This is a genomic window from Variovorax sp. M-6 (assembly GCF_052114385.1).
Taxonomy (GTDB): domain Bacteria; phylum Pseudomonadota; class Gammaproteobacteria; order Burkholderiales; family Burkholderiaceae_C; genus Variovorax.
Window position 1 is genome coordinate 30,049 of the sequence record NZ_JBFREQ010000005.1, and the last position, 24,335, is coordinate 54,383.

Annotated in this window: 23 protein-coding genes; 12 read left to right on the forward strand and 11 right to left on the reverse strand. The window is 66.3% G+C overall.

The annotated features are described in order from the left end of the window. Positions 1-82 precede the first annotated feature (82 nt). Positions 83-976 carry a LysR family transcriptional regulator gene (locus AB4Z46_RS07480; RefSeq protein WP_442282854.1) on the reverse strand — a complete coding sequence of 298 codons (894 nt, stop codon included), beginning with the start codon at positions 974-976 and terminating at the stop codon, positions 83-85. Between the two features lie 107 nt (positions 977-1,083). Here AB4Z46_RS07480 and AB4Z46_RS07485 point away from each other — a divergent pair, with 107 nt between their 5' ends. After that, a complete protein-coding gene (locus AB4Z46_RS07485) occupies positions 1,084-1,476 on the forward strand; it encodes a Rid family detoxifying hydrolase (RefSeq protein ID WP_442282855.1) in 393 nt (130 codons plus the stop codon). A gap of 4 nt (positions 1,477-1,480) precedes the next feature. Beyond that, positions 1,481-2,599 carry a PLP-dependent cysteine synthase family protein gene (locus AB4Z46_RS07490; protein ID WP_442282856.1) on the forward strand — a complete coding sequence of 373 codons (1,119 nt, stop codon included), beginning with the start codon at positions 1,481-1,483 and terminating at the stop codon, positions 2,597-2,599. A gap of 73 nt (positions 2,600-2,672) precedes the next feature. Here AB4Z46_RS07490 and AB4Z46_RS07495 read toward each other — a convergent pair whose 3' ends face one another. Beyond that, positions 2,673-3,461, reverse strand: coding sequence for an AraC family transcriptional regulator (locus tag AB4Z46_RS07495; protein WP_442282857.1), 789 nt, complete (start codon positions 3,459-3,461; stop codon positions 2,673-2,675). A gap of 322 nt (positions 3,462-3,783) precedes the next feature. Between AB4Z46_RS07495 and AB4Z46_RS07500 the strand changes: the two genes are divergently transcribed. Beyond that, on the forward strand, positions 3,784-4,584 hold the full coding sequence (locus AB4Z46_RS07500) for an aldolase (protein WP_442282858.1): 801 nt from the start codon (positions 3,784-3,786) through the stop codon (positions 4,582-4,584). Here the strand turns inward: AB4Z46_RS07500 and AB4Z46_RS07505 are convergent. Beyond that, complete coding sequence (locus AB4Z46_RS07505; RefSeq protein WP_442282859.1) at positions 4,571-5,449, reverse strand: tripartite tricarboxylate transporter substrate binding protein; 879 nt, start codon at positions 5,447-5,449, stop codon at positions 4,571-4,573. The genes AB4Z46_RS07500 and AB4Z46_RS07505 overlap by 14 nt on opposite strands. Positions 5,450-5,747: 298 nt before the next feature. Here AB4Z46_RS07505 and AB4Z46_RS07510 point away from each other — a divergent pair, with 298 nt between their 5' ends. Both AB4Z46_RS07510 and AB4Z46_RS07515 read left to right on the forward strand, forming a co-directional pair. After that, positions 5,748-6,740, forward strand: a complete 993-nt coding sequence (locus AB4Z46_RS07510; RefSeq protein WP_442282860.1) for a TauD/TfdA family dioxygenase — start codon at positions 5,748-5,750, stop codon at positions 6,738-6,740. Positions 6,741-6,746: 6 nt separating this feature from the next. After that, positions 6,747-7,706, forward strand: coding sequence for a PDR/VanB family oxidoreductase (locus AB4Z46_RS07515; protein WP_442282861.1), 960 nt, complete (start codon positions 6,747-6,749; stop codon positions 7,704-7,706). Between the two features lie 25 nt (positions 7,707-7,731). Here AB4Z46_RS07515 and AB4Z46_RS07520 read toward each other — a convergent pair whose 3' ends face one another. From AB4Z46_RS07520 to AB4Z46_RS07545, 6 genes are all read right to left on the reverse strand, one after another. Next, the gene (locus AB4Z46_RS07520) at positions 7,732-8,328 is read right to left on the reverse strand and encodes a helix-turn-helix domain-containing protein (RefSeq protein ID WP_442282862.1); all 597 of its coding nucleotides are present in this window, start codon (positions 8,326-8,328) and stop codon (positions 7,732-7,734) included. An 88-nt stretch (positions 8,329-8,416) separates the two neighbouring features. Next, positions 8,417-9,895 carry an aldehyde dehydrogenase gene (locus AB4Z46_RS07525; RefSeq protein WP_442282863.1) on the reverse strand — a complete coding sequence of 493 codons (1,479 nt, stop codon included), beginning with the start codon at positions 9,893-9,895 and terminating at the stop codon, positions 8,417-8,419. A 41-nt stretch (positions 9,896-9,936) separates the two neighbouring features. Then, a complete protein-coding gene (locus tag AB4Z46_RS07530) occupies positions 9,937-11,589 on the reverse strand; it encodes a GMC family oxidoreductase (RefSeq protein ID WP_442282864.1) in 1,653 nt (550 codons plus the stop codon). Positions 11,590-11,604: 15 nt separating this feature from the next. Continuing rightward, positions 11,605-12,144 carry a hypothetical protein gene (locus tag AB4Z46_RS07535; protein ID WP_442282865.1) on the reverse strand — a complete coding sequence of 180 codons (540 nt, stop codon included), beginning with the start codon at positions 12,142-12,144 and terminating at the stop codon, positions 11,605-11,607. Between the two features lie 55 nt (positions 12,145-12,199). Next, positions 12,200-13,507, reverse strand: a complete 1,308-nt coding sequence (locus AB4Z46_RS07540) for an MFS transporter (RefSeq protein ID WP_442282866.1) — start codon at positions 13,505-13,507, stop codon at positions 12,200-12,202. A gap of 210 nt (positions 13,508-13,717) precedes the next feature. After that, positions 13,718-14,509: an AraC family transcriptional regulator gene (locus AB4Z46_RS07545; protein ID WP_442282867.1), complete on the reverse strand. Its 792-nt coding sequence runs from the start codon at positions 14,507-14,509 to the stop codon at positions 13,718-13,720. Between the two features lie 130 nt (positions 14,510-14,639). On the opposite strand from AB4Z46_RS07545, the gene AB4Z46_RS07550 reads away from it, so the two are divergent. Continuing rightward, on the forward strand, positions 14,640-15,314 hold the full coding sequence (locus AB4Z46_RS07550; protein ID WP_442282868.1) for an alpha/beta hydrolase family protein: 675 nt from the start codon (positions 14,640-14,642) through the stop codon (positions 15,312-15,314). A gap of 5 nt (positions 15,315-15,319) precedes the next feature. Further along, complete coding sequence (locus AB4Z46_RS07555; protein WP_442282869.1) at positions 15,320-16,033, forward strand: hypothetical protein; 714 nt, start codon at positions 15,320-15,322, stop codon at positions 16,031-16,033. A gap of 43 nt (positions 16,034-16,076) precedes the next feature. Here the strand turns inward: AB4Z46_RS07555 and AB4Z46_RS07560 are convergent, their stop codons facing one another. Then, positions 16,077-17,000 carry a PDR/VanB family oxidoreductase gene (locus AB4Z46_RS07560; protein WP_442282870.1) on the reverse strand — a complete coding sequence of 308 codons (924 nt, stop codon included), beginning with the start codon at positions 16,998-17,000 and terminating at the stop codon, positions 16,077-16,079. An 86-nt stretch (positions 17,001-17,086) separates the two neighbouring features. After that, entirely contained in the window at positions 17,087-18,289 is a 1,203-nt protein-coding gene (locus tag AB4Z46_RS07565; protein ID WP_442282871.1) for a Rieske 2Fe-2S domain-containing protein, read from the reverse strand. Positions 18,290-18,557: 268 nt separating this feature from the next. Here AB4Z46_RS07565 and AB4Z46_RS07570 point away from each other — a divergent pair, with 268 nt between their 5' ends. Genes AB4Z46_RS07570 through AB4Z46_RS07590 form a run of 5 tightly spaced genes read left to right on the forward strand, consistent with a single transcriptional unit; the run spans position 18,558 to position 24,326 of the window. After that, on the forward strand, positions 18,558-19,571 hold the full coding sequence (locus AB4Z46_RS07570; RefSeq protein ID WP_442282872.1) for an ABC transporter substrate-binding protein: 1,014 nt from the start codon (positions 18,558-18,560) through the stop codon (positions 19,569-19,571). Next, on the forward strand, positions 19,568-21,199 hold the full coding sequence (locus AB4Z46_RS07575; protein WP_442282873.1) for a carboxylesterase family protein: 1,632 nt from the start codon (positions 19,568-19,570) through the stop codon (positions 21,197-21,199). The genes AB4Z46_RS07570 and AB4Z46_RS07575 overlap by 4 nt, the downstream gene beginning before the upstream one ends. Before the next feature lie 55 nt (positions 21,200-21,254). After that, the gene (locus AB4Z46_RS07580) at positions 21,255-22,058 is read left to right on the forward strand and encodes an ABC transporter ATP-binding protein (protein WP_442282874.1); all 804 of its coding nucleotides are present in this window, start codon (positions 21,255-21,257) and stop codon (positions 22,056-22,058) included. Further along, complete coding sequence (locus tag AB4Z46_RS07585) at positions 22,036-22,896, forward strand: ABC transporter permease (RefSeq protein ID WP_442282875.1); 861 nt, start codon at positions 22,036-22,038, stop codon at positions 22,894-22,896. Before AB4Z46_RS07580 ends, AB4Z46_RS07585 begins: the two co-directional genes overlap by 23 nt. A gap of 20 nt (positions 22,897-22,916) precedes the next feature. Beyond that, the gene (locus AB4Z46_RS07590; protein ID WP_442282876.1) at positions 22,917-24,326 is read left to right on the forward strand and encodes an FAD-binding oxidoreductase; all 1,410 of its coding nucleotides are present in this window, start codon (positions 22,917-22,919) and stop codon (positions 24,324-24,326) included. The last annotated feature ends 9 nt before the right edge of the window (positions 24,327-24,335 follow it).

Below are 24,335 nucleotides of genomic sequence, written 5' to 3' on the forward strand. Positions count from 1 at the left end.
CGATCGGTTCAGAGTGACAATCGAGATGATGCGAACGTAGCCTTTGTGTAAGTCGAACGGTCCTTTCAATTGTCCGACTGTCTCAACCAGGCGCTCCTCCGCATAGACGGTGGATCAGCGCCAACGCATGCTCTGAAAGCGTGCCGGATTCCTTTCGCCAGCACACCCGAAGCACACGTTTCGCCCATGGCTCGCGAAGTGCGACCAGGCGGACGCCTTCCAGTTCGAGATGTCCGGCAACCGAGCGGGGCACCACGGCAATGCCGACTCCGGCGCGAACCAGCGCAACCACCGCAGCGAATGAGGCCACCTGGATGCGGACATCCATGTGGTGCCCCAATGCGACGGCCTTGTTCAGCACGAAGGTGTGGATTGCGGTTCCGCTATGCAGCGACACGAAAGGATGAGAGAGGCAGTCGACGAACTGCACTGACCCGCGCTGCCCAAGCCTTTGCGAGCGCGATGCGATCATGACAAGCTCATCCTGTCTGTAGTCCTCGAACGTGAGGTCGGGATGCCCGTCGTCCCAGGTCACCACGCCCAGGTCGGCTCGCCCTCCGGCCACTGCAGCAACGATGTCGTAACTGAGTCGCTCCTCGAGGTTCACCCGCACTGACGGCCGCTCCCGAAGGAACTCCGTCAGGTCCGTTGGAAGAAAGGACGCGACCGCGGTGCTATTGGCGAAAAGCGTCACATGACCCTTCACACCGCAGGCATAGGGAGCGAGGTTGGCGTGCATCTGCTCCAGCTCGGCAAGGCATCTTCGGCTGTGCTCCAACATCACCTGGCCTGGCCGGGTCAGTGCGACCCCCCGCGGCAGTCGCTCGAAGAGCTGGACCCCCAGTGTCTGCTCCAGCTGCTTGATGCGAAGGCTCGCTGAAGAAGGAGAAAGAAAACAGGTCGCTGCGCCGCGTGAGACGTTTCCCGCATCAGCTACGGCAACGAACACTCTGATATCCATGAGGCTGTAGCGCATCTCTGCCTTTGTAGTTCACAAATCCAGCTTTCATCATATCCCGCTGGTTCTTCGAATCGTCGAGTGGAACACTTCGCTTCATGTCAATGCATCACGGATAGATAGCCATGCACAGCACCCAAGCGATCACTTCGCCAGACGCTCCTGAAGCGATTGGTCCGTATTCCCAAGCCATTGCTGCCGGAGGATTTCTCTATGTCTCGGGCCAGTTGCCACTGACGAAGGCGAGCGTGATGCCTCGGGACATCGGCGAGCAGGCGCGCGTCTCCCTTCAGAACCTGGAAGCCGTCGCACGCTCCGCCAACGGTTCTCTGCGTGACGTCGTCAAGTTCACTGTCTATATGACCGACCTATCCGAATTCCAGACCGTCAACGAAGTCATGGCTTCTGTACTGGTCGCCCCGTACCCCGCCCGCAGCACCGTCGGCGTCGCATCGCTGCCCAAGGGGGCGCAGATCGAGATCGAAGCGGTACTGAAGCTGGCCGATCCAAAGGAGTAATCTCATGCCAAACCTGCGTTCCTGGACTTCCGAATCGATCCGACGCATTGAGCGCGACTTTCAACGCTCGGCCGACACGCACCTCACATTTCTCGAGATCCCGGGGCTTCCCGGCGTCTCGATGTACATCAAGGACGAATCAACGCACCCCACAGGAAGCCTCAAGCATCGCTTGGCACGCTCCTTGTTTCTGTATGCGCTGTGCAACGGTTGGGTGCGCGCTGGAACCACCATCATCGAAGCGTCTTCGGGGAGCACCGCAGTGTCGGAGGCCTACTTCGCGCGGATGCTCGGCTTGCCCTTCATAGCTGTCATGCCGCGCAGTACCTCCCCCGCCAAGATCAAGCTGATCGAGTTCTACGACGGTCGCTGTCACTTCGTCGATCGACCCGAGCAGGTCTATGACGAGGCGACCCGGCTGGCAAGACAGACCGGCGGGCACTACATGGATCAGTTCACCTACGCGGAGAGAGCGACCGACTGGCGCGGCAACAACAATATCGCCCAATCGATCTTCGATCAGCTCAAGAACGAGTCACATCCGGTTCCCCGTTGGATCGTCACGGGTGCCGGCACGGGCGGGACTTCGGCCACCATCGGGCGCTACGTTCGCTACCACGGGCATGCCACTCAGTTGTGCGTGGTCGACCCGGAGAACTCGGTGTTTCTTGACTATCACCGGTCTCGTGAATCGGGCATCACCAGCACGCGCTCATCCGGTGTGGAAGGCATCGGCCGCCCACGCGTGGAACCTTCGTTCGTACCCGACGTGATCGATCGAATGATCCGTGTTCCCACGGCTTCTTCCTACGCTGCGATGCGCTACCTGGCTTGCTTGACGGGAAAGCGCTACGGCGGGTCCACAGGAACCGACTTCCACGGTGCCCTCAAGCTGGCCTGCGACATGGTCGCGGCCGGGGAGTCGGGCTCGATCGTATTCCTCGCATGCGACTCTGGCGAACGCTACCTGGACACTTACTACGATGACCAGTGGGTGGCATCTCAAGGCCATGATCTGGCGTTGCACTTGAATCTGGTGAAAGAGATTTGCGCGACCGGCGAATGGACGGCCGCCGAGAACCAGCCTGGAAACGCCTTGCGTCCTGTTGAAGAAGTCGCGTAACCGGGTCTTTTCATGCTGCTTCTTCGCGACGTCCTCTGAGGGCCGGACGAACCTGCGCTGCCGCGCGCCCGACTCAGGGCGAAGCGACGAGCCGGCCCTCCGCGCTGCCTCTCCGAGGCGCGGTCACGAAGGTGCCGGGCGTCACGCCGTACTCCTTCCTGAAGATCGAGATGAAGGCACTCACGCTTTCGTAGCCCACCATCAGTGCGACCTCCGTCACGGGCGTCCCCTGGCGCAGCAGCTCGCCGGCCCGCAGCAAGCGGCTTCGTTGCTGCCATTTCTTGAACGTGAGGCCCGTCTGCCGCTCGAACACGCGTGACAGGGTGCGCTCGCAGGCCCCCACTTCATTCGCCCACTCATGCAGCGTCCGGGGGTTCGAAGGCTCCGCCAGGATGGCGCGCGCGACCCGGGCGGCCCGGCGGTCCAGCGGCAGTTGCATCCTGCAGGCGGACGGGTCCACGCATCGAAGCTCTTCCCGGATGACCTCCTTCAGGCACGCTTGCCGCGCCAGGTCCACCGAACGATCCGGCCGCGCCAGATAGGCCACGAGCTCGATGACCAGCGGCGGCACCGGAGACACGCTGCAATCGTCCGGCTCCTCCTGCCCGTCGGTCGGCAGGTGAATGCAGAACACCCTGCAGGGACGCGCGACGGCAAGGCCGTGCTGCCTGTGAGGCGGTATCCATACCATGGAGTGCGGCGGGGCGCGCCACTCGCTGGAAGTGGTGGACGCCGTCAGCACACCCTCGAGGCTGAACATGATCTGGAGCGTGGGGTGGGTGTGCGGCGCGAAGAGCAGGTTCGCGCCGCACTGTTCCGAGCTGACGCAGAAAGTATGTTCGACATCTGCAAGCCAAGGCATGGGGATCTCCTGATTCGGTTGGACAACCAGCGAGCGACGCCGCACCATTCAGGCCGCAAACGCTTGCGTTTCGCCATGCGCTGCGCGCCATCGTGTCCTCTTCTTCCGTGGTTGATGGACGTGTCCCCCCATCTCGCAAGGACACGCCACGAACAAGCAAATTGTGTGCCGTTGAGCAACAAGTTGTCCATCAGGGAATTCAGTGCTTGTAACTCCCAAGACTGTCCGATTCCAGAATTGACTCGTTCGAAGTCAGGTGCTTGAATGGACAACTTGTTGCCCAGCCTATTGCAACGACCGATCCAACTCAAGAAGGAAATCCATGAACGACAAGAATGCGACCCGCAACCGGGTCGATGACGAGCTTGCAAGCAAGGTGCGACTCGACGCCCGCCCGCTCGACGAAAAACTGGTTCTGGCCTGCCGCATGCTGGGCGCCGCCGGCCACTGGCACGGCGGGCTCGCGGGCCAGATCAGTGCGCGCGGCGTGGAGCCGGGGACCTACTGGACGCTGAAGTTCGGCACCGGCGCGGACGAGGCCACGATCGACGATCTGATCCTGGTCGATAACGACTTGCGTCCGCTGGACGGCAGGTCGCTCCCCAACCCGGCGACGCGCTTCCATCTCTGGGTCTATCGCACGCGTCCGGATGTCCAGAGCATCGTCCACACCCACCCGCCGGCAACCTCTGCCCTGTCCATGACCGGCCAGCCGCTGGTCGTCTCGCACATGGACGCCACGCCGCTGTTCGACAACTGCGCCTACCTGGGCGACTGGCCCGGCCTGCCGATCGCCGACGACGAAGGTGCGATCATCTCCCGGGCGCTCGGCAGCAAGAAGACGCTGCTGCTGGCCCACCATGGGCTGCTGACCGCGGGCATCAGCATCGAGGAGGCCGCCGTACTGGCCATCTGGATGGAACAGGCCGCAGCCGCCCAGTTGCGCGCCGGGGCGCTGGGCCCGATCACGCCGGTGCAGCCCGAGCTGGCCCGCGAGTCGCGGGATTTCCTGCTGAAGCCCGAGATCATCAGCCTGACCTTCCAGTACTTCGCGCGAAGCGTGCTGCGCGGCGCCGCCGATTGCCTTCGCCGCGGCACCGCGGAAGACCTCAGTCGGCGCTGATCCTGTTGGCCTTGATGACCTGCCCCACCGTCGCGGATTCGCTTCGGAGGTAGGCATCGAATTCCGCAGGGCTGCCGCCCACCGGCTCCATGCCCTGCCTGGCGAAGCTCTCGCGCGCCTCGGGCGTCTTCACGATCTCGGCGATGTCCCGGTTGAGCTGGCTCACGACCTCGGCCGGTGTGCCGGCCGGCGCGACCAGACCGATCCAGATGTCGTAGACCACTTCCTTCCAGCCGCTCTCGGCGATGGTCGGAATGGACGCCGCGCCCGGCCAGCGCGTGGCGGAAGACACGGCCAGGGGACGCAGCTGCCCCGACTTGATGAAGGCGCTGGCGGCGGCAAGCGAGACCAGGACCGCGGGAACCTGGCCGGCGACGGCATCGTTGAGCGCCGGTGCCGCGCCCCGGTAGGCGACATGCTGCAGCTTCGCGCCGGAGGCCGTGCTCAGCATCTCTCCCACCAGGTGGGCCGCACCGCCGATGCCGTAGGTGGCATAGCTGCCGTTCGCCGCATTGAGCTTGCTGGCCTCGACGAACTCGCGCAACGTGCTGGCCTGGCTGCCCGGCCCGACCGCAAGCACGACCGGCCCCCGCGTGAGCTGGACGACCGGCGTGAAATCCTTGAAGGCGTCGTATCCCGCCTTGCTGAAGATCTGCGGATTGATGGTGTGGCTGTTCGAGGTCAGCAGCAGCGTCATGCCGTCGTTGGGGGCACGCGCGACCAGTGCGGAAGCGATGTTGCCTCCGGCACCGGGCCGGTTCTCGACCAGCACCGTTTTTCCGGTCCTGGTCCCCAGGCGCTCGGCCACGTAGCGGGCCATGAAGTCGCCGGCCCCGCCCGGCGCGGTGATGACGACGATCTTCATGGTTTTCCCCTCCTGCGCGGCCGAAGGGCCGCACCACGAGAGGGCAGCGGTGGCCGCGCCAAGGACCAGGCGCGCGAGACAGGCATTCATCGGCTTCGCTCCGAGTGAGGTGGACTGCATGATGCCCAGGCGCACGCGTTGGCGCTAACGCAAATCGGACACATGCCGGGTCGACGCCGCAATCGCCGGGTGGACGGCGCTTTGGCCTCGACCCGCTATCGAATGGCCTGAACGCGACGCACGCAAGCGCACCGGCGGCCCTATCGTTCAGGCGTCGCAGACCAACCCGAGAACACGCATGAACAACGTAGCCAGTCCGATGTGTATCGCCCCGATCGAAGGCCCGATGGCCTGGACCCTGAACTCCCTGGAGCAGTCGTCCTGGCTGCTCCCGGTGCCCAGGGAGGTCACCGACGAGATCCTCGTCATGCTCGAAGCCATCAGGCGCTCGCCCGCGCCGTTTCAGACGCTCACGCCCTCGCAGTACGCACTGGACAGGACCAGGGCGTTCATGGAGGGCCCCGTCCGCACGACCCTCGACGACGGGATCGGCATCTGCGTGCTCGACCGGCTGCCGACCGAGCAGATGTCGACGGACGAGGCACGCGCCGTGTACTGGGTGGTCTCGTCGCTGCTCGGGCGGCCCGTCGCGCAGAAGCACAACGGCAACATGATGGCCGACGTCAAGGACGCCGGCATTCCGATGAAGGCCGGAACGGCCGCCCGCGGCTCCACCTCGCGCGATCTGCTGGAGTTCCACAACGACGGGGCCAACACGCCGCTGCCGCCGGAATACGTCGGCCTGCTGATGCTGCAGGAGCCCAAGAGCGGCGGACTGAGCCGCGCGTTCAGCGTCATCAGCGGCTACAACTGGCTGCTGGACCACCACCCCGACGTCCTGCCGCGCCTCTACGCCGACTTCAAGTATTTCCGGATGCGCGAGCACGACCCCGCGGAGCCGCCCTGCATGAGCGCCCCCTTCCTGCGCTTCGACGGCGAAGTGCTGAAGGCGCGCGTCGGGCCCTACCAGATGAAGAGCGCGTTCGAGATGGGCGAGGCGGACCTGGACGATGCGACGGCCGACGCGGTCGCCGCGCTGGACGAGCTGTTCGCCCAGGATCATCTGGTGGCCGAGTTCTACATGGCGCCCGGCCAGCTGCAGTTCGTGAACAACCAGGTGATCGTGCACAGCCGGACCGAGTTCGTCGACAACGACGAGGAAGGCAAGCGGCGGCACCTGCTGCGGATCTGGCTGCGCGACCAGGGCGATCCGGCCTACAACGGACGCTAGCCGCGCATGGCAACGATGTTCCGGGTGGCGTCGGTCGACGTCGCCTGCGCGGAGGTCAAGACATTCCGGCTCGTGCGCGCCGACAGGAAGCCGGTGGCACCGTTCGAGCCGGGCGCCCATGTGGTCGTCGCGCTCAAGGATGCCGCCTCGGGCCTGCAGGGCACGCGGGCCTACACCCTGACCTCGCGGCCCGACGATGCCGGAGGCTACGAGATCTCGGTCGCCCGCGGCCGGCGGTCGACGGGCATCTCGGCGTTCCTGCACGCCAGCGTGCGCCCGGGCCGGGTGGTCATGGTGTCGGATCCGGTGCACGGCTTCGGCCTGGCCCCCGAGGCGGGCCGACATCTCCTGATCGCGGGCGGGATCGGCATCACGCCGCTGCTGTCGCTGGCCCGGGAGCTCGACCGGAAGGGAATCGACTTCACGCTCTTCTACTCGGGAAAGTCCCAGGCGGGCATGCCGTTCCTGGACGAGCTACGCGCCCTGCGGCACGGCACCTGCACCATCGTGACCACGGCCGACCCGGCGATGGGACGGCTGGACCTCCACGGCATCCTGGCGCGGGCGCCTGCCGACACGCACGTCTACGTCTGCGGGCCGGGCGCCATGATCCACGACGTCGCCTCGATGGCGCGCGAGCTGGCGTGGGACGCGGGCCGGGTGCACGCCGAATCCTTCGAAGGCGCGGCTTCACCCGACGACACGGCGTTCAACGTCGTACTGGCGAAAAGCGGCAGCGAGGTCGGCGTCCCGCCGGGCCAGACCATTCTCGACGCCTTGCTCGCGGCCGGCGTGCCGGTCGACTACGACTGCCGGCATGGCAGCTGCGGGCGATGCACGCAACGCGTGCTCGCGGGCGAGCCCGACCACAGGGATGCACAGTACGGCGGCATGCCCGCGCAGAACGAGTGGATCCGCATCTGCGTTTCGCGCGCCAGGTCGGCGACCCTGGTCCTGGATCTGTAGCCGCCGGCGTGGGCCGGAACGCGCTTCAGTGCACCGGCGAAGTGACCACCAGGACCTCGCAGACCGCACGCCCGACCGAGCGCATGGTGTGCTCGGTCTGCGCCATGAAATGGACGCAATCGCCCTCTTCGGCCGTGATGGTGGAGCCGCCGATCGTCAACTCGACGCAGCCCCTGAGCACGTAGGCGATCTCCTCGCCCGAGTGGCTCGAACTCGCCCGCGTGGTCTTCTTCGCGCTGGGCTTGACGAGGAACAGGCTCAGGAAGCGCTGGTCGTCCGCCGGCGAGACGATCTGGTAGTTCTTCACCGCGTTGTCGGCGTCGCCGCGGACCACGTGGTCCTTGCGGTCCTTCTTGCGGATCACGCGGATCATGGGGTCCTCGGCGCCCTCTTCCAACAGCGACGAGAGCTTGACGCCCAGCGCGTCGCACAGCTTCAGGACCGTCGAGATCGAAGGCCGCTTCAGGCTGCGCTCGAGCCTGGAGAGGTAGCTTTTGGCGAGCCCGCTGCGCTGCGACACATCGTCCAGGGTCAGACGCGATCGGAGCCTGAGGTTCTTGAGGCGCGGACCGAGGGCTAGCTCTTCAGGGATCGGCGCTCTGCTGTCCGATGGCTTCTTCAATACCGAGCTCCAGGTGGGCCGCGCGTCTGCCGGCGGCAACGGCTCGAGGATTATGCCTACCCGCAAGCCGCGCCGCCCACACCGCGACTCATCGCATCACGAACGCGTTGCCGGTCTTGACACCCACGTTGATCCAGACGGATTTGGTCTGCAGGTACTCGTGAATGGCGCCCAGGCCGTTCTCGCGTCCCACACCGGAGTCCTTGTAGCCGCCGAACGGCGACATGAAGCTCGCCGCGCGGTAGCTGTTGACCCATACGGTGCCGGACTGGATGCGCTCGGACATGCGCAGCATCCGGCCGAAGTCCTGCGTCCATACGCCGGCCCCCAGGCCGAACGGTGTGTCGTTCGCGATCGCGAGCGCCTCCTCTTCCGTGTCGAACGGGATCACCGACAGCACCGGTCCGAACACCTCTTCCTGCGCGATGCGCATGCTGTTGACGACGCCGGTGAAGATGGTGGGCTCGACGAACCAGCCGTCGCCGCACTCGGGGCGGCGCGCGCGCTGCCCGCCCAGCGCCAGCGTCGCGCCGTCGTTCCTGGCGATCTCGATGAAGGACTCGATCTTGTCGAGCTGCTGGCGCGTGGTGACCGGGCCGACCTGCGTGGTGGGGGACGCCGGATCGCCCATGCGCGCGGAGCGCGCGATCGGGATCAGCTTCTCGAGGAACTTGTCGTGGATCGGCCGCTGCAGCAGCAGGCGCGAGCCCGCGATGCAGGTCTGCCCGGTCGCCGCCAGGATCGCCGAGATGGCGCCGTTGACCGCGTCGTCCATGTCCGCATCGGCAAAGACGATGTTGGGCGACTTCCCCCCGAGTTCGAGATTGACGGACTTGAACTGTCGCGCCGCCTGTTCGTTGATCAGGCGGCCCGTGTGGTCGGAGCCCGTGAAACTGATCTTCTTCACCAGCGGATGCTCGACCAGCGCCGCGCCGACATCCTTGCCGAAGCCCGTGACCGCATTCACCACGCCGGGCGGGAAGCCGGCCTCGGCGAACAGCTTGACGAACTCCAGCGTCGAGGCCGAGGCGAACTCCGACGGCTTGATGACGACCGTGCATCCCGCGGCCAGCGCCRGCGCCAGCTTCCAGGACAGGATCAGCAACGGCGAGTTCCAGGGCGTGATCGCGGCCACCACGCCCAGGGGTTCGTTGCGCGTGAAGTTGAAGTAGCCCTTCTTGTCCGAGGGCAGCACCGCGCCCTCGATCTTGTCGGCCAGGCCGCCGAAGTAGTAGTACCACTGCGGGATGTAGTTCAGCTGCCCGGACATCTCGGCAATCAGCTTGCCGTTGTCCTTGACTTCCAGCGCAGCGAGCTTCTCGGCATCGCGCGCGATCAGATCGCCCACCTTGCGCAGCAGCGCGCCGCGCTGGGTCGGCGTCAATTGCGACCATTCGCCGCCCGCGAACTGGGCATGCGCCGCCTGCACCGCGCGGTCGACGTCCTCCGCGGCGCCGCGAGGGATCAGCGCCCAGGGCGCGCCGAGGAAGGGATCGAAGGTCTCGAACCAGTCGCCGGTGCTGGGAGCGGCTTCCTTGCCATCCACGAACATTGAGTACTTTTTCATTTTCTTCCGCCGTTGTTTCTACGTTGTCATGGGAGTCAGGGTCAGGCGATCGCCGCCTCTTCCGTCGCTGTCTTCTGCAACAGCGTGGTCCTGTTCTTCGCGATGTAGTCGGCCAGCCGGACCGCCATCGCGCCGATCGTCGCGGTCGGCGTCACGCCGAAGCTGCTGGCCATCGAACTGCCGTCGCAGATGAACAGGTTCGGAATGTCCCAGCTCCGGTGCCACTTGTTCACCACCGAGTCGGTGCGCGAGAAGCCCATGCGCGCGGTACCCATCAGGTGGAAGCCGCAGGGTTGCTCCAGCACGCCGGAGTTGTTCACGATCCGCGCACCGGCCGCGTGCATCAACTCCTCGGAGCGGTCGATCGCGTGCTGGGTGGCGCGCCGGTCCTGGTCGTGCATGCGGTAGCTGACCTTCGGCGCGGGCAGGCCGCTGGAATCCTTCTTGAGCGGGTCCAGCGTCACCGTGTTGCGCTCCAGGGGCAAGTCTTCGGCCAGGTTCATGAGCCAGGCCTGGTGGTTGAACATCTCGCCGAAATGCCGATGGTGGTCCGCTCCCCAGTGGACGGGCTTGAAGGTCGAGTAGCCCATCGACGCGTAGCCCGCGCCCGGCGCGCGCACCATCACGATGGTGTAGCCGTTGACGAAGCCGCGCGAGACGTCGGTCTCCATGAACTCGCCGCAGTACAGCGGGGATCCGCGCGCGCCCTTGTAGCTGTCCATCGGGTCGTCGAAGATGCCTTCGACGAAGGCCTGCGGGTGCAGCATCAGGTTCTTTCCGAGCAGGCCGCTGGAATTGGCCAGCCCGTCGGAGCTGCCGGTGGCCGACATCAGCAGCAATCGCGGCGTCCCGATGCCGTTGGCGCAGACCACGACGATGTCCGCCGAGATCTCGTGGTGGGCGCCGGTGTGGAGGTCTTCATAGACCGCGCCCTTGGCGCGCGCGCCGTCGTAGACGATGCGGTGCACCCGCGCGAAGGTCCGCAGATCCGCGCCGTTGCGGATCGCCTGCGGCCAGTAGGCGGTGGCGCTGGTCGCCATCGAGCCGCGCGGGCAGCCCATCACGCACTGGCCGCAATGGTTGCACGCGAGCCGGCCGTCGAAGTCTTCGGTGATGATCGCGTTGTCGGTGGGCCACCAGTGCCAGCCCAGCTTGTCCAGCGCGCCGGCCAGCCGCTTGCCCGAGCGGCCCAGCGGAATCATCGGCGTGTTTCGCGGCGACCGCGCCGGATAGCCGGGGTCGCCGTTCAGGCCCGAGATGCCCATCTCGCCGTCGCAGATGTCGAAGTAGGGCGCGAGGTCTTCATAGGAGATGGGCCAGTCCGGCGCCATGCCGTGCTCGGTGCCTTTTCTGAAATCGCTGGGGCGCGGCCGCATCCAGACACCCGAGTACTTGGTGGCACTGCCGCCGACGGCACTGACCATGCGGATGCTGGAGCCGACGTCGTCCGAGGTGACGGGATAGTCCTCCTTCAGGCCGCGCACGTTCGGGTGCACGTTGGCATCGCGGGTCTTGTCGAGCTCGAACATCTCGGACAGATGCGGCAGCTGGCTCTGCTGGATCTCGGGGCCCTGCTCCAGGCAGATCACCTGGATGCCGTGGTCGCTCAGCCGCTTGGCGATGGCGCCGCCGGCCATGCCGGCGCCGATGATCAGTACTTCCGTCCGGGTGACGCGGTGGGGATCGGTGCGCATGCTTCTCTCCTCTTCTTACTTCTCGGAAAAGTCGACCTTGCTCAGGTCCACCCGGCGCACGGCATGCGTCGGGACATAGCTGTGGGCCCGCGACGGGGCGATTTCGTCGTCGGGCAGCATCTCGTAGCCGCGCGGCTGCGGCGGGCTGATGTAGTCGCAATCGAGCAGGTTGCGAATCGCGCGCACGACGTCCTGCTGGGCGTAGTAGGCGTAGTACACGAACTCCTGCAACACGCGGAACGCCACGGGCTGGCTCGCCTGCAGTTCCGTCAGGGCCTTCTGCAACGCATCCGCCGAGCCCAGCGATGCACGCAGCTGCCCGGCGACCAGCGACAGCATGTCCACGTCGGTCTTGCGCCGGGCGCCTCGGGCGATGTAGCCCGCGACATCGGTGCCGGACGGCCTGGGCCAGCCATCGCCGCCGGGAATCATGTGGTCGGCGGCCTGCATGACGACCGCCAGGTCTTCCTCCGGGACGCGGAACTTCTGCATCGCGGGCGACCACGATGCATAGAACTCCACGCCGCGCCGTTGTACATCGGTTGATGCAGCCATTTGCTTTCTCCTGTTGCTTGATCCGTGGGGGTTGATTCCGGCCTCGACGGGCCGGTCAGTCGTCCAACGACCTGGTGGGGCGCATGAAATACACGCTGACGAGGCCAAGGCCCGCGAGCACCGTCAGGTACACGGCGATGAGGTGGGGACTGCCGCCCGCCTTGGCCGCCAGCACCGCCGCGATGAAGGGCGCGATGCCGCCACCGAGAATGCCGGCGATCTGCGTGGACACCGACAGCCCCGAGTAGCGCACCCGCGTATCGAACTGGGCCGCGAACAGAGAGGTTTGCGGCGAGAACACCATCGGCCAGATGAAGCCGAGGGCGACGACGATGGGCATCAGCGGCCGGCCTCCGGCGATGGCGTCGAACATGATCCAGGTCCAGCCCGCCAGCAGCACGGCACCCGCCGCGTAGACGATCTTTTGCCCGATGCGGTCGCCGATCCATCCGACGAAGAGAAACATCGGCATCGAGATCGCCGCGCCGAATGCGATCGCATTCAGCACCTCGGCCTTCGGAATCTTCGCCGTGCTGACGGCATACGACACGATGAACACCAGCAGGATGGCGAACCAGCTGTTCTCGAAGATGCGCATGCCCATGCAGCGCAGCATCGGCAGCTTGGCGGTTGCGAAGAGTTCCGAGATGGGTGCCTTCGAGGTCTCGCCGTTGCGCTTGGCCTTCTCGAACTGCGGTGTTTCCTTCACGCTGCGGCGCAGGAACACGCCGACCACCAGGAGAATCGCGCTGGCCAGGAAGGGAAGCCGCCAACCCCAGGACTGGAATGCGTCTTCCGCCAGCGAGGAGGTGGCGGCCCAGGCCAGGCTGGCCAGCACGATGCCGGCCGAGGCCCCGGCCGCGGGCAGGCTGCCCCACAAGGCCTTGCGGCCCTTGGGCGCGTACTCCACCGCCAACAGCACCGCGCCGCCCCACTCGCCGCCGTAGGCAATGCCCTGGAGGATGCGCAGGACGCACAGCAACAAGGGAGCGAGCAGGCCGATCTGCGCATAGGGCGGCAGCAGACCGATCAGGATCGTCGGCGTTGCCATCAAAACGAGCGTGATGAGCAGCGTGTCTCTGCGGCCCCACCGGTCACCGAAATAGCCGAACAGGAAAGCACCGAGCGGCCTCGCGAAGTACCCGGCCGCGTACGAGAGAAAGGACGCGATCAGGGCTGCGGTCGGGTCCAGGCTCGGAAAGAACTGCTTGCTGAAGATCAGTGCCGCAGCGGTTCCGAAAATGAAGAAGTCGTAGACCTCGATCGTGGTCCCGATCACGCTGGCCGCCGCGGCCTTCCTGCGTTGGGATAGCGAAGGGATCAGGTCGACGCCGAAAGTCGGCGCAATAGTTTGGCTCACCATCTCACACTCCAGTTGATCGGTTGCTCGGATTGGATGGGCTCAGAATAGCCGGAGGGTGGCCGCGGGACTTGCCGGAATCGGACAGCGCATGCCCGCATTGCGTCACATTGCGAACGTGCGCAAACCGGCCCCGACGCAATGCCCTGGGCCTGCGACGGAACGTGCGAGAGAGTCGGTTGGAAGAACGGCGCCGCTGTCCGGCGCGTGTCGTCACTTCCCCCGGGGGAAGTACTTTCCGGGCGTGGCGCCGAGCGACTTCTTGAACATCGCGATGAAGGCGCTCGGGCTGTCGTAGTTGAGCTCGATGGCGACCTGGCTCACGGCCTGGCCAGCGGCCAGGCGACGCAAGGCCTCGAGCAGCACGGCCTGCTTGCGCCACTCGTCGAAGGTCAGTTGCGTTTCCAGCGGGAAGAGCCGCGTGATGGTGCGCTTGCTCGCGCCGACGATCCGCTCCCACTCGAGCAGCGAGGCGCGCGAGGCCGGATCGCGCAGGATGCCCTCGCAGATCTTCCGCAGCCTCTTGTCCTGCGGCATCGGAAGGTCCAGCGGAGACGTCTGGATCAGATGCAGTTGATCCAGGATCACGTCGAGGATGCGCTGCTCGGCGGCCGACTTGTCGGTCTGCTCGGGGAACTCCGCGGCGTGGAAGATCAACTCTCTCAAGAGCGGCGACACCGCCACCGCGGTCACGGCCTTGGGAAGTTCCGCCGCCAGGTTCTCCTGCACGAACACGCTGTGCATCGTGACATCGGCAACCGCCGACGTTTCATGGAACACCAGGGGCGGTATCCACACCGCCCGATTCGGCGGCGTCACCCACCGGCCGCCGGCCGTCGTGACGGTGATCACGCCTTCGCCGGAAAACGCCAGCTGCCCGCGGCTGTGCTTGTGGCCTTGCGGCACTGTGGTTCGAGTCCATCGGTACTCGGTGACCAGCAAGGGCGGCAGCGCCACATCGACGCTCCGGACCCAGTTGTCGACGTCACCCGATCGATCTCTCATCGCGCGGATTCTATGGCGCGCTGCCGATGAGGCAATCTTGATGCGACCTCCCGATCCCCGCCGACGCGCCGACATGCGCCACAATTTCGGGCTGCGGCGCTGCCGTGCGCCGGAATCGAGAGGACGCCACATGAACACCGAAGCACGACCCACCACCATCGCTCTGGCCGACGGCGAAAGCGTCTCCGGCCTGGTGCAGTCGCCGCCGGCGCCGCGCGCCTGCTACGTGTTCGCGCACGGTGCCGGCGCCGGCATGGCGCACGCGTTCATGGCCGAGGTGGCCGACGGCCTGGCACAGCGCGGCATCGCCACGCTGCGCTACCAGTTTCCCTACATGGAGCGCGGCTCGAAGCGCACCGATTCGCCGGCGATCGCGCATGCCGCGGTGCGCGCCGCCGTGGCGCATGCCGCCGGACTCTTTCCCTCGCTTGCGCTCTTCGCGGGCGGGAAGTCGTTCGGCGGCCGCATGACCTCCCAGGCGCAGGCCCTGAAGCCCTTGCCGGGCGTGGCGGGCCTCGTGTTCCTGGGCTTTCCGCTGCACGCGGCCGGCGCGCCATCGAGCGACCGTGCCCGCCATCTCTTCGACGTCCGCACGCCCATGCTGTTCGTCCAGGGCACGCGCGACAAGCTGGCGGAGTTCGACCGGATCGAGAAGCTCGTGGCCGAACTCGGACCGCCGGCGACCCTGATGCGGATCGACGAAGCCGACCACTCCTTCCACGTGCTGGTCCGCTCGGGCCGCAATGACCGCGAGGTGATGGCCCAGGTCCTCGACGGCTCGGCCGACTGGATGCTGCGACACTGATCCGGATGAACCACCTCCTTGCTTCCTACTTCTGGAGTGGCGATGCCATCCGCAGCCGAAGCGTGAGCGACGTCGTGCTGACAGGCACCGTCGACGTGCCTGCGCCCCCCGCGAGGCTGATGGCGGATTGGCAAAGGGAGATCTCGTTGCGCCTGGACCTGGAACCCGGAGATGTCGAGCCATTGCCTCTGGCGCGAGCCCGCATGCGCTGGCCGGACTACAGGCACTGCGTGCAGGCGGCGACCGACTGGACGCGCACGCTCGGTCTCCACGAGGTTCTTGCCTCCAGCGACGTCGCCCTCATGGCCTGCCGCGGCGCGAAGTACCACCATGACGGCGCGCACTACGGCGGTGCGGCGTTTTGCAATCTCTTCCTGAGCGAAGACAAGGGCCTGGACCTGCATTTCCCCTCTGCCGGTCATCGAATCCCATTGGCCAGGGGGACGGCCGTGATTTTCGATACCGGCCAGCCACACGCCGTCATCAGGCGTCACAGCGACCGCTTCGATGTGGCCGACTTCACACCCGACCAGGATTGCACTCAGCTGTTCCTGACCTGGGAGCTTCCCATCGAAAACGTCCAGGTCGGGCGCGCACTTCGGATCGCCTTCGATGTCGACCCTTCGACCTCGTTGCAGCTGGACGAAGAGCAGGTCTGGCTGAATGGTGCGCGGGCCCGTGTGTGCCCGGATTCCGGCCGGTGGTGCCGGGTCGATTGAGCATCCGCGCGAGCGACGGCTGCAACCCGGCCCCCACGCCCTGCTACAGATCCAGCACCAGCCGTTGTCCCTTGCCGACCGAGCAGCAGATCATCATGAGGTTGCCGGCGGCGCGTTCCGCGGGACTGAGAATACCGTCGCGGTGCTCGATCTCGCCTTCGAGGACCCGGGTCTCGCAGGCGCCGCAGATGCCCTGCTCGCAGGACGACGAGACCTCGATCCCCGCTTGTCGAAGCACCTCCAGGATCGTCTGGCCAGGTTCCACCTGCAGTTCCACCTCGGCGCGCGCGAGGCGCAGCACGCAGGCATTCGCCGCGCTCGGCGCAACCGCCGGGACCGGCGCGGCACCGAATCGCTCCAGATGCACACGCGACCGGTCCCGATCGCCGCAAGCCGATTCGAAGGCGTCCAGCATCGGCGCGGGCCCGCAACAGTACAGATGCGCGGACGGCGGCGCCTCGTGCGCAATCCCGACGATGTCCATCGGCTGCCCGCCCGACTCGTCATCCAGATGCAGGTGGACGTTCGCGTCGCCCTCCAGCCGATCCCAAAGCGGCGCATCCGCGCGCGAACGCGCGGCGTAGTGCAAGGTCCACGGGCTGCCGCGCTGCCTCAGTGCCTGCACCATCGACCAGATCGGCGTGATGCCGATGCCGCCGGCGAACAGGACGGCCGGCGCTTCGCCCGCATGCAGCGCAAAGTGATTGCGCGGCGCGCCGATGCGCAAGCGGGCGCCAGCCTCCACGGCGTCGCACAGCTGCATCGAACCGCCGCGCCCAAGCGCATCGCGCTTGACCGCGATCACCAACCGCGCCGGCTGATCGGCCATGTGGGTGAGCAACGAGTACTGGCGCACCGCGCCGTTCGGCAACTCGACATCGATGTGCGCCCCCGGCGCCACGCACTCGAAGGGGTAGGCCGCTTCCGGTGAAAGCTCGAACAGCCACACCTGCGCGGCGATCGCCACGCGCTGCCTGACGCGCGCCGCGTGCCAGTGGACAGCCCGGCCCGGCGTGGTCGAGGCATCGGCGGCCTGCGCGACCGCGGCGTTGCTCATCGCGTGGCCGTGTCGCGGAAGAAGTTGCCGGCCTCCACCCGGACGAGTTCCTGGGCCGGATCGAAGATGACGCCGGCCGGGTCCTGCCCTTGCTGCACGGCCTTGATCTGCTGCAGCAACGTGCGGCGCAGCATCCCCACGCCCTTGTCGCTGGTGGCGAGGTGCTCTTCGCCATGCAAGGTGATCGGGCCTTGTCCGACCTGGGCTTCCCAGTCGCCGGGATAGCGTTGCCGCTCGGCCTCCGTCATCTTCGACCAGGGGCGCAGATTGGGGCTTCGGGGCAGGGAGTTCTCCGATTCCGGGATCTTCATGGCAAAGCACAGGCGCAAGGAGGTGTCGTCCACCGGCACGACCCAGCCGACGCCCGACGCCGCGCCATGCTTCAGCTGGACGTTCGGGACCATGCGCACGTACGGGAACATGGCGGCGGTCACGCGATCGACTTCGCGGCCGTCGTCCAGGCGCCGGTAGGCGGTGTAGCGAACGCCGGTGTCGGTGTATTCCCAGTGGACTTCGGGCATCACCCCCATCTCGGGCACGAACTGCACGCCGCTGAAGGTCGTGTGCAGCACCGGGATGTGGAACGGGTCCATGACGTTCTCCCACTCCTGAAGCCAGTTGCAGGGAACCAGTTCGACATCGTCGTCGCCGCCCGCGTACAGGCTGGAATGGGTGACGTGCAGCTTCATTCCCGGCGCCACGTCTTCCAGGATGTCCCAGCGCGGCAGCAGCGGCATCTTGTCCGGCGGGCCCATGTACGCCCACACGATGCCGTAGCGCTCCTGCACGGCGTACCAGGGCTGGCGGATCCTGTCGCGGTGCTCACCGCCGTTCTTCTCGCAGGGCTGGTCCAGGCACTGGCCGTCCACGCTGAACAACCAGCCGTGGTAGCAGCAGCGAATGCCTTCGTCCTCGATGCGGCCAAAATAGAGATCCGTTCCCCGGTGGGCGCAACGCGGATACAGCAAGCCCGGGCGTCCCTTCCGGTCACGAAACAGGATCAGGTCCTCGCCCAGGATCCGGACACGCTCCGGACGATCCGTCACACGCTCGGAGAGCCCGACGGGGTGCCAGTACCGGCGCATGAACTCTCCGCAAGGCGTGCCCGGTCCGACTTCGGTCAGCACGGCGTCGTGCGTGGCGGGCTTCCGTCCGTACGCGGTTCCGAAGAGGTGAATGGGTTTCTCGATGACGTTCAAAAATGGATCTCCTTCATAGAGAGCGGGGCGTGCTCGCCGCAGGCGTCGACTGCAGGCCTGTCGGCGCCCGAGACAACAGAAAACTTACCAATCGGTCAAACCAAATGATAGGCTTCAAATAGCCGCGAATACAAGAAGGAGAATGTCGATGGGCATCAGGGTAAACTCGCATTTGACCAATTGGTTAAACCGTTTGTACAGTTGACCCAGGCGCTCGGCTTTTGAGCGAACTCGCATCTGCACCCTCAGTTGCTCCAAGGAAAACACGATGAACCGGTTTCGTTTGATGCGCAGCGCCAGGCTTCTGGCCACCACGGCCATGTTGATCACGAGCACGCTGGCGCTGGCGCAGGACAAGGTGAGCCTGGCCACCAACTGGAAAGCCCAAGCCAGTCAGGGCGGCTTTTTCCAGGCCGTGGCCGACGGCACCTATCGCAAGTTCGGTCTGGACGTGACGATCCAGCAAGGCGGGCCGCAGGTCAACAATCGCCCCATGCTGGCGGCGGGGCGCGTCGACTTCCTGATGACCGGTGGCCTGCTGACGGCGCTCGAGAACACGCGCAGCAAGGTGCCCACCACCGTGGTGGCCGCCTTCTTCCAGAAGGACCCGACGGGACTCATCACCCACAAGGGCCAGTACCGCAACTTCGCGGACCTCAAGTCGGCGAAGACGGTCTTCATCGCCAAGAGCAATCAATTCGGCTTCTGGCAGTGGCTCAAGGCCGAGCATGGCTTCAGCGACGAGCAGTTCCGTCCCTACACCTTCAACCTCGGTCCGTTCATGGCGGACAAGACGTCGGTGCAGCAGGCTTTTGCCACGGCGGAGGCCCTGTACGCCGCCGATCTCGGCGCCGAGACCGACCTGTTCCTGCTGGCCGACCAAGGCTACAACACCTATGGAAACATGATCGAGACGCGCAACGACCTGATCAAGAGCAACCCGGATCTGGTCCAGCGCTTCGTCGACGCCTCCATCATCGGCTGGAACAACTTCCTGAACGGCGATCCGCGACCCGGCCTCGATCTGATCAAGAAGTTCAACCCGGACCTGAACGATGCGAAGCTGGAGGCCGAGCGCGCCCAGGTCATCAAGCTGGGCCTGGTCGATTCCGGCGACGCGGCGACCCGTGGCATCGGCGCCATCGACAAGGCGCGCGTGCGCGACTTCGCCGACCGGATGATCAAGGCCGGCATCTACAAGCCGGGTGAAGTCAACGCCGACATCGCCGTCACCGATCAGTTCGTCAACAAGAAGGTCGGCCTGAAGTCCTCCGCCAAGTGAGCAGGAGAATCCTCGCGGCCGTGGCGTGCCTCGGCCTGTGCGCTGTCGCCGCGCTGCCGGCGGCCGGCCAGGAGGCGGGCCCACGGCCACCGGGGGCCGAGCGGCCGGTCTTGCAGACCGCACTGGGCGCCGTACGCGGCACCTATCTCGACGAAGGCCGGACGGCGGCATTCCTGGGAATTCCCTTCGCCCAGCCGCCGGTCGAGGCGCGACGCTTCCTGGCGCCCGCACCGGCCCCGGCGTGGGCGCCCGCCGTGCTGGAAGCCGGACGCTTCAAGCCCGCCTGCATGCAGGACGGCAAGGTGCCGGCCGAGATCGGCATGTCGGAGGACTGCCTGTACCTGAACGTCTATCGTCCCGAAGCAAGCGCCGCCGACGGCAAGCCGCCCGCCGGACTGCTCCCCGTCATGGTCTTTCTCCACGGCGGCCGGTACTGGACCGGACGCCCTTCGGAGAACCGGGCCGAAATCCTGGCACGCCAGGGCAAGGTCATCGTCGTCACGCCGGCCTACCGGCTGAATGCCTTCGGCTTTCTGGCCACGAAGGATCACGCCCGGCAAGGAAACGCCAACGCCGGCATTCAGGACCAGCAGATGGCCTTGCGCTGGATCGCCGAGAACATCCGCATGTTCGGCGGAGACCCGTCGCGCGTGACCCTGTTCGGTGAAAGCGCGGGGGCCTCAAGCGTGCTGATGAACCTGCTGGCGGACAAATCCGCAGGCTTGTTCCATCGCGCGATCCTGCAATCCACCTGGCAATGGCGCCTGCCGACACTCCAGGAAGCGACCCGCGGCACGCAGGCATTGGCGCAAGCGCAGGGCTGCCCGCAGGAAGGCCCCCCGTTGCTGGACTGCCTGCGCCAGGTGCCGGCCGACAAGTTGCTTCCGGGCCTAGCCCAGAGCCACTACTTCCAGCCGACGGTAGATGGGCGCCTCCTGAAGGCGCAGCCGCTTCGGCTGCTTCGCGAGGGTCGCTTTCAGCGCGACGTCACGGTGACCATCGGCCTCAATGCGAACGAGGGCAACTTCCTGGCCCTGTCGCGCACTGGCTGGAAGAAGCCCGGCGATCCGGTGGCAGACACGGTGTATGAGAACGCGGCGCAAAGCGCATTGCAGCCGTTCTTCGCGCCGGAGCAGGTCCAGGACATGCTGTCGTGGTATGCCCCTGTGCGTGCAGCCCAGGGCAACTGGCAGGCCCTGAGCCGTCTGCTGGGCGACTTCTACCTCTATTGCGGAAGCTACGACGCGGCGCAGGCCTTCGTTCGCCACAGCAGGCGCCCGGTCTACGGCTACTGGTTCTCGCACGTCAGCGCCAACCATCCCAAGCCCTATCTGGGCGCGACGCATGGCGACGAGCTGGATCTTCTTTTCGGGTTGCCGGTGTATCCGCCCGGCTATCCCTTCACGCCGCAAGACCAGGCCTTGTCGCAGCGAATGATGCGCAGTTGGGCCGCGATCGCCCACGGCGCCGACCCGGCCGCCACGGCCGGCTCCGGCTCGCCCGACTGGAAAGCAATGACTTCGCCCGCCATGTCGGCCCATGTCTGGGCGGAGCCATCCACGTCGTCGCCCCACCGCTTCGCGGACACCCATGGGAGCTGCGAGAAGTGGCGTCCCTATTTGGACTAGCGCCTGGCCGACGAACCGCATTGGCGCCGACAAGCGCCCGAAGCCCATGACAAGCATGCAACCCTCCCCATCGACCGACAGCGCACCGCTGGTGCGCCTGTCAGGCGTCGGCAAACGCTTCGGCAACGGAACCCTCGCTTTGCAGGGCATGACGCTGGACATCGGCGCGCAGGACTTCGTCAGCTTCCTGGGCCCGTCGGGCTGCGGCAAGAGCACGGCCTTGCGGCTGATCGCCGGCCTCACCAGCCTCAGCGCCGGCCGCATGCAATGGACCGCGCCCCAGAGCTCCGACGCGCACAGCGACCGCGAGCTCGGCTTCGTGTTCCAGGAGCCGACGCTGATGCCCTGGGCCAAGGTCTTCGACAACGTCTGGCTGCCGCTCAAGCTCGCCGGCATGGGCCGCGACGAAGCGGCGCCGGTGGTGGCGCAGGTGCTCGAGATGGTCGGCCTGTCGCGCTTCGCCGACGTCTACCCGCGCGAGCTGTCGGGCGGCATGAAGATGCGGGTGTCGATCGCGCGCGCGCTGGTCACGCGGCCGCGCCTGCTGCTGATGGACGAACCCTTCGCCGCGCTCGACGAGATGACGCGCATCAAGCTCAACAACGACCTGCTGGCGATCTGGCGCGAGCACCGCCTGTCGGTCGTCTTCGTCACCCACAGCGTCTACGAGTCGGTCTACCTGTCGAACCGCATCGTGGTGATGGCGCCGCGACCGGGTCGCGTGGTCGACGAGATCCGCATCGACGAGCCTTACCCGCGCGGCGAAGCCTTCCGCACCTCCAGCCGCTACAACGCTCATTGCATGGCTGTTTCCGACTCGTTGCATGGAGCCCTGAATGGGATCGACATTGACCACTGATGCCGCCGCTCCGAGCGCGGACCTGCTGCAAGCGCGCGCGCTCCGTCGCCGCCGGCGCGAGAGCCTGCTGCGCACGGTGGTGCCGCTGGCCATCATCGCGGCCCTTCTTCTGCTGTGGGAGTGGATGGTGCGCGCCAACGAGATTCCGCACTACATCCTGCCCGCGCCCACGCTGATCCTGCAGACGCTGGTCGACAACTGGACCTCGCTGTCGGTGGCGCTGTGGTTCACCATCAAGCTGACCCTGCTCGCGCTGGCCGCGGCCATCGTCGGCGGGGTGCTGCTGGCGATCGCCTTCGCGCTCTTCAAGTGGGTCGAGATCGGCCTGTTCCCGATCGCCGTGATCCTGCAGGTGACGCCGATCATCGCGATCGCACCGTTGATCCTGATCTACGTGCCGAACACGACCATCGCCCTGCTGCTGTGCGCCTGGATCGTGGCCTTCTTCCCGATCCTGTCGAACACGGTCATCGGCCTGAAGAGCGCCGACAGCAACCTGCGCGACCTGTTCCAGCTCTACAAGGCCTCGCCCTGGCAGACCTTCCGCTACCTGCTGGCGCCGAGCGCCCTGCCCTACTTCATGGGCGGGCTCAAGATCGCGGGCGGCTTGAGCCTGATCGGGGCGGTCGTGGCCGAGTTCACGGCCGGCACGGCGGGCCGCGAGACCGGGCTGGCCTCGCGCATCCTCGAATCCAGCTTCCGCACCGAGATCCCGATGATGTTCGCCGCGCTGCTGCTGGTGTCGCTGCTGGGCATCGTCATCTTCATCATCTTTGCCTCGCTCTCGCGCGCCGTCCTGGGCCATTGGCACGAAAGCGAAATGCGCCGCGAGCACTGACGCAGATCGAACCTGATTTCATGAACGCTGTTGCATCCATTCCGCACCCCGGGCGCGCCTTGCACGACCCCCGCCCCATCGACTGGGCGGCGGTGGCGCATGACCTGGCCGGCCTGAACCTGATCACCGCGCCCGGCACGCGCAAGCGCCTGTCGCGCGACTTCCATTGGTACAGCCCGATCCTGACCGCGCAGCTGGCCGATCGCGTGGCCGACCTCGTGGTCAAGGTCGGCACGGAAGACGATGTGCGCCAGGTCTGCGCGACGGCCGCGAAGTGGAAACTGCCGTTGACCGTGCGCGCCGGCGGCACCGGCAACTATGGCCAGTGCGTGCCGATGGAAAACGGCCTGGTGATGGACGTCACCTCGATGTGCCGCGTGCTCGACATGGGCGCCGGCTGGGTGCGCGCGCAGGCCGGCGCCTGCCTGCGCGACATCGAGCTGGCGGTGGCCGAGACCGGGCAGGCCCTGCGCATGTGGCCCTCCACCTGGCACGTCGCCACGCTCGGGGGCTTCATCGCAGGCGGATTCGGCGGCATCGGCTCGTTCCGCCACGGCATCCTGCGCGATCCGGGCAACATGCTGCGCGCCCGCGTGATGACGGTGGAGCGCGAGCCCCGCATCATCGAACTGGAAGGCGACGAGATCCAGAAGGTGCAGCATGCCTTCGGCACGAACGGCGTGATCCTCGACGTCACCGTGGCCTTGAGCCCGGCCGTCGAATGGCGCCATTGCACTGCGCTCTTTCCCACTTACCGCGGCGTGCTCGACTTCGCCCAGGCCGCTTGCCGGCCGGACATCGATCTCTTCCTGCTGTCGACGGTGGAGGCGCGCTTTTCGCCCTACTACACCTCCATGGGCGCGCGCTTTCCGCCCGACCGGCACGCCGCGTTCACGATGGTGTCGCCCGGCACGCTGCCCGCCTTCCGCGCGCTGGTGGCTGCGCACGGCGGCCACATCTCGGTGGCCGGCACCGAGGCCGAGCTGCTGGCCGAAGGGCTGCCGCCGGCCTATGAGTGCGCGTACAACCACACGACGCTGCAGGCGCTGAAGGTCGACAAGTCCTGGACCTACCTGCAGGTGGCCTATGCGCAGCCCTTCGACCCCGCCGTGGTGCAGCGGCACCTCGACATCTTCGGCGACGACGTGCTGCAGCACCAGGACTTCTCCCTGGCCGGTGGCGAGCACGGCACCTTCGGCATCCTGCTGGTTCGCTGGAAGGGCATCGAGCACCAGTACGAGGTCATGCGCGAGATCGAGTCGCAGGGCGGCTGCCAGATCTTCAACCCACATGTGGTGACCATCGAGGACGGCGGCATGAAGGCCATCGACAGCCAGCAGATCGACTTCAAGAAGCGCAGCGACCCGATGGGCCTGATGAACCCCGGCAAGACGCGCGGCTGGCACCTGGACATGGCCACGGAACGCTGAGGCCAAGAC

Coding starts and splice junctions, on each gene's coding strand:
- AB4Z46_RS07545 (WP_442282867.1), bottom strand. CDS start 14,509: ATGAGAGATCGATCGGGTGACGTCGACAACTGGGTCCGGAGCGTCGAT.
- AB4Z46_RS07480 (WP_442282854.1), bottom strand. CDS start 976: ATGCGCTACAGCCTCATGGATATCAGAGTGTTCGTTGCCGTAGCTGAT.
- AB4Z46_RS07580 (WP_442282874.1), top strand. CDS start 21,255: ATGCAACCCTCCCCATCGACCGACAGCGCACCGCTGGTGCGCCTGTCA.
- AB4Z46_RS07530 (WP_442282864.1), bottom strand. CDS start 11,589: ATGCGCACCGATCCCCACCGCGTCACCCGGACGGAAGTACTGATCATC.
- AB4Z46_RS07550 (WP_442282868.1), top strand. CDS start 14,640: ATGAACACCGAAGCACGACCCACCACCATCGCTCTGGCCGACGGCGAA.
- AB4Z46_RS07540 (WP_442282866.1), bottom strand. CDS start 13,507: ATGGTGAGCCAAACTATTGCGCCGACTTTCGGCGTCGACCTGATCCCT.
- AB4Z46_RS07510 (WP_442282860.1), top strand. CDS start 5,748: ATGAACAACGTAGCCAGTCCGATGTGTATCGCCCCGATCGAAGGCCCG.
- AB4Z46_RS07490 (WP_442282856.1), top strand. CDS start 1,481: ATGCCAAACCTGCGTTCCTGGACTTCCGAATCGATCCGACGCATTGAG.
- AB4Z46_RS07515 (WP_442282861.1), top strand. CDS start 6,747: ATGGCAACGATGTTCCGGGTGGCGTCGGTCGACGTCGCCTGCGCGGAG.
- AB4Z46_RS07495 (WP_442282857.1), bottom strand. CDS start 3,461: ATGCCTTGGCTTGCAGATGTCGAACATACTTTCTGCGTCAGCTCGGAA.
- AB4Z46_RS07585 (WP_442282875.1), top strand. CDS start 22,036: ATGGGATCGACATTGACCACTGATGCCGCCGCTCCGAGCGCGGACCTG.
- AB4Z46_RS07570 (WP_442282872.1), top strand. CDS start 18,558: ATGAACCGGTTTCGTTTGATGCGCAGCGCCAGGCTTCTGGCCACCACG.
- AB4Z46_RS07500 (WP_442282858.1), top strand. CDS start 3,784: ATGAACGACAAGAATGCGACCCGCAACCGGGTCGATGACGAGCTTGCA.
- AB4Z46_RS07535 (WP_442282865.1), bottom strand. CDS start 12,144: ATGGCTGCATCAACCGATGTACAACGGCGCGGCGTGGAGTTCTATGCA.
- AB4Z46_RS07555 (WP_442282869.1), top strand. CDS start 15,320: ATGAACCACCTCCTTGCTTCCTACTTCTGGAGTGGCGATGCCATCCGC.
- AB4Z46_RS07485 (WP_442282855.1), top strand. CDS start 1,084: ATGCACAGCACCCAAGCGATCACTTCGCCAGACGCTCCTGAAGCGATT.
- AB4Z46_RS07505 (WP_442282859.1), bottom strand. CDS start 5,449: ATGAAGATCGTCGTCATCACCGCGCCGGGCGGGGCCGGCGACTTCATG.
- AB4Z46_RS07590 (WP_442282876.1), top strand. CDS start 22,917: ATGAACGCTGTTGCATCCATTCCGCACCCCGGGCGCGCCTTGCACGAC.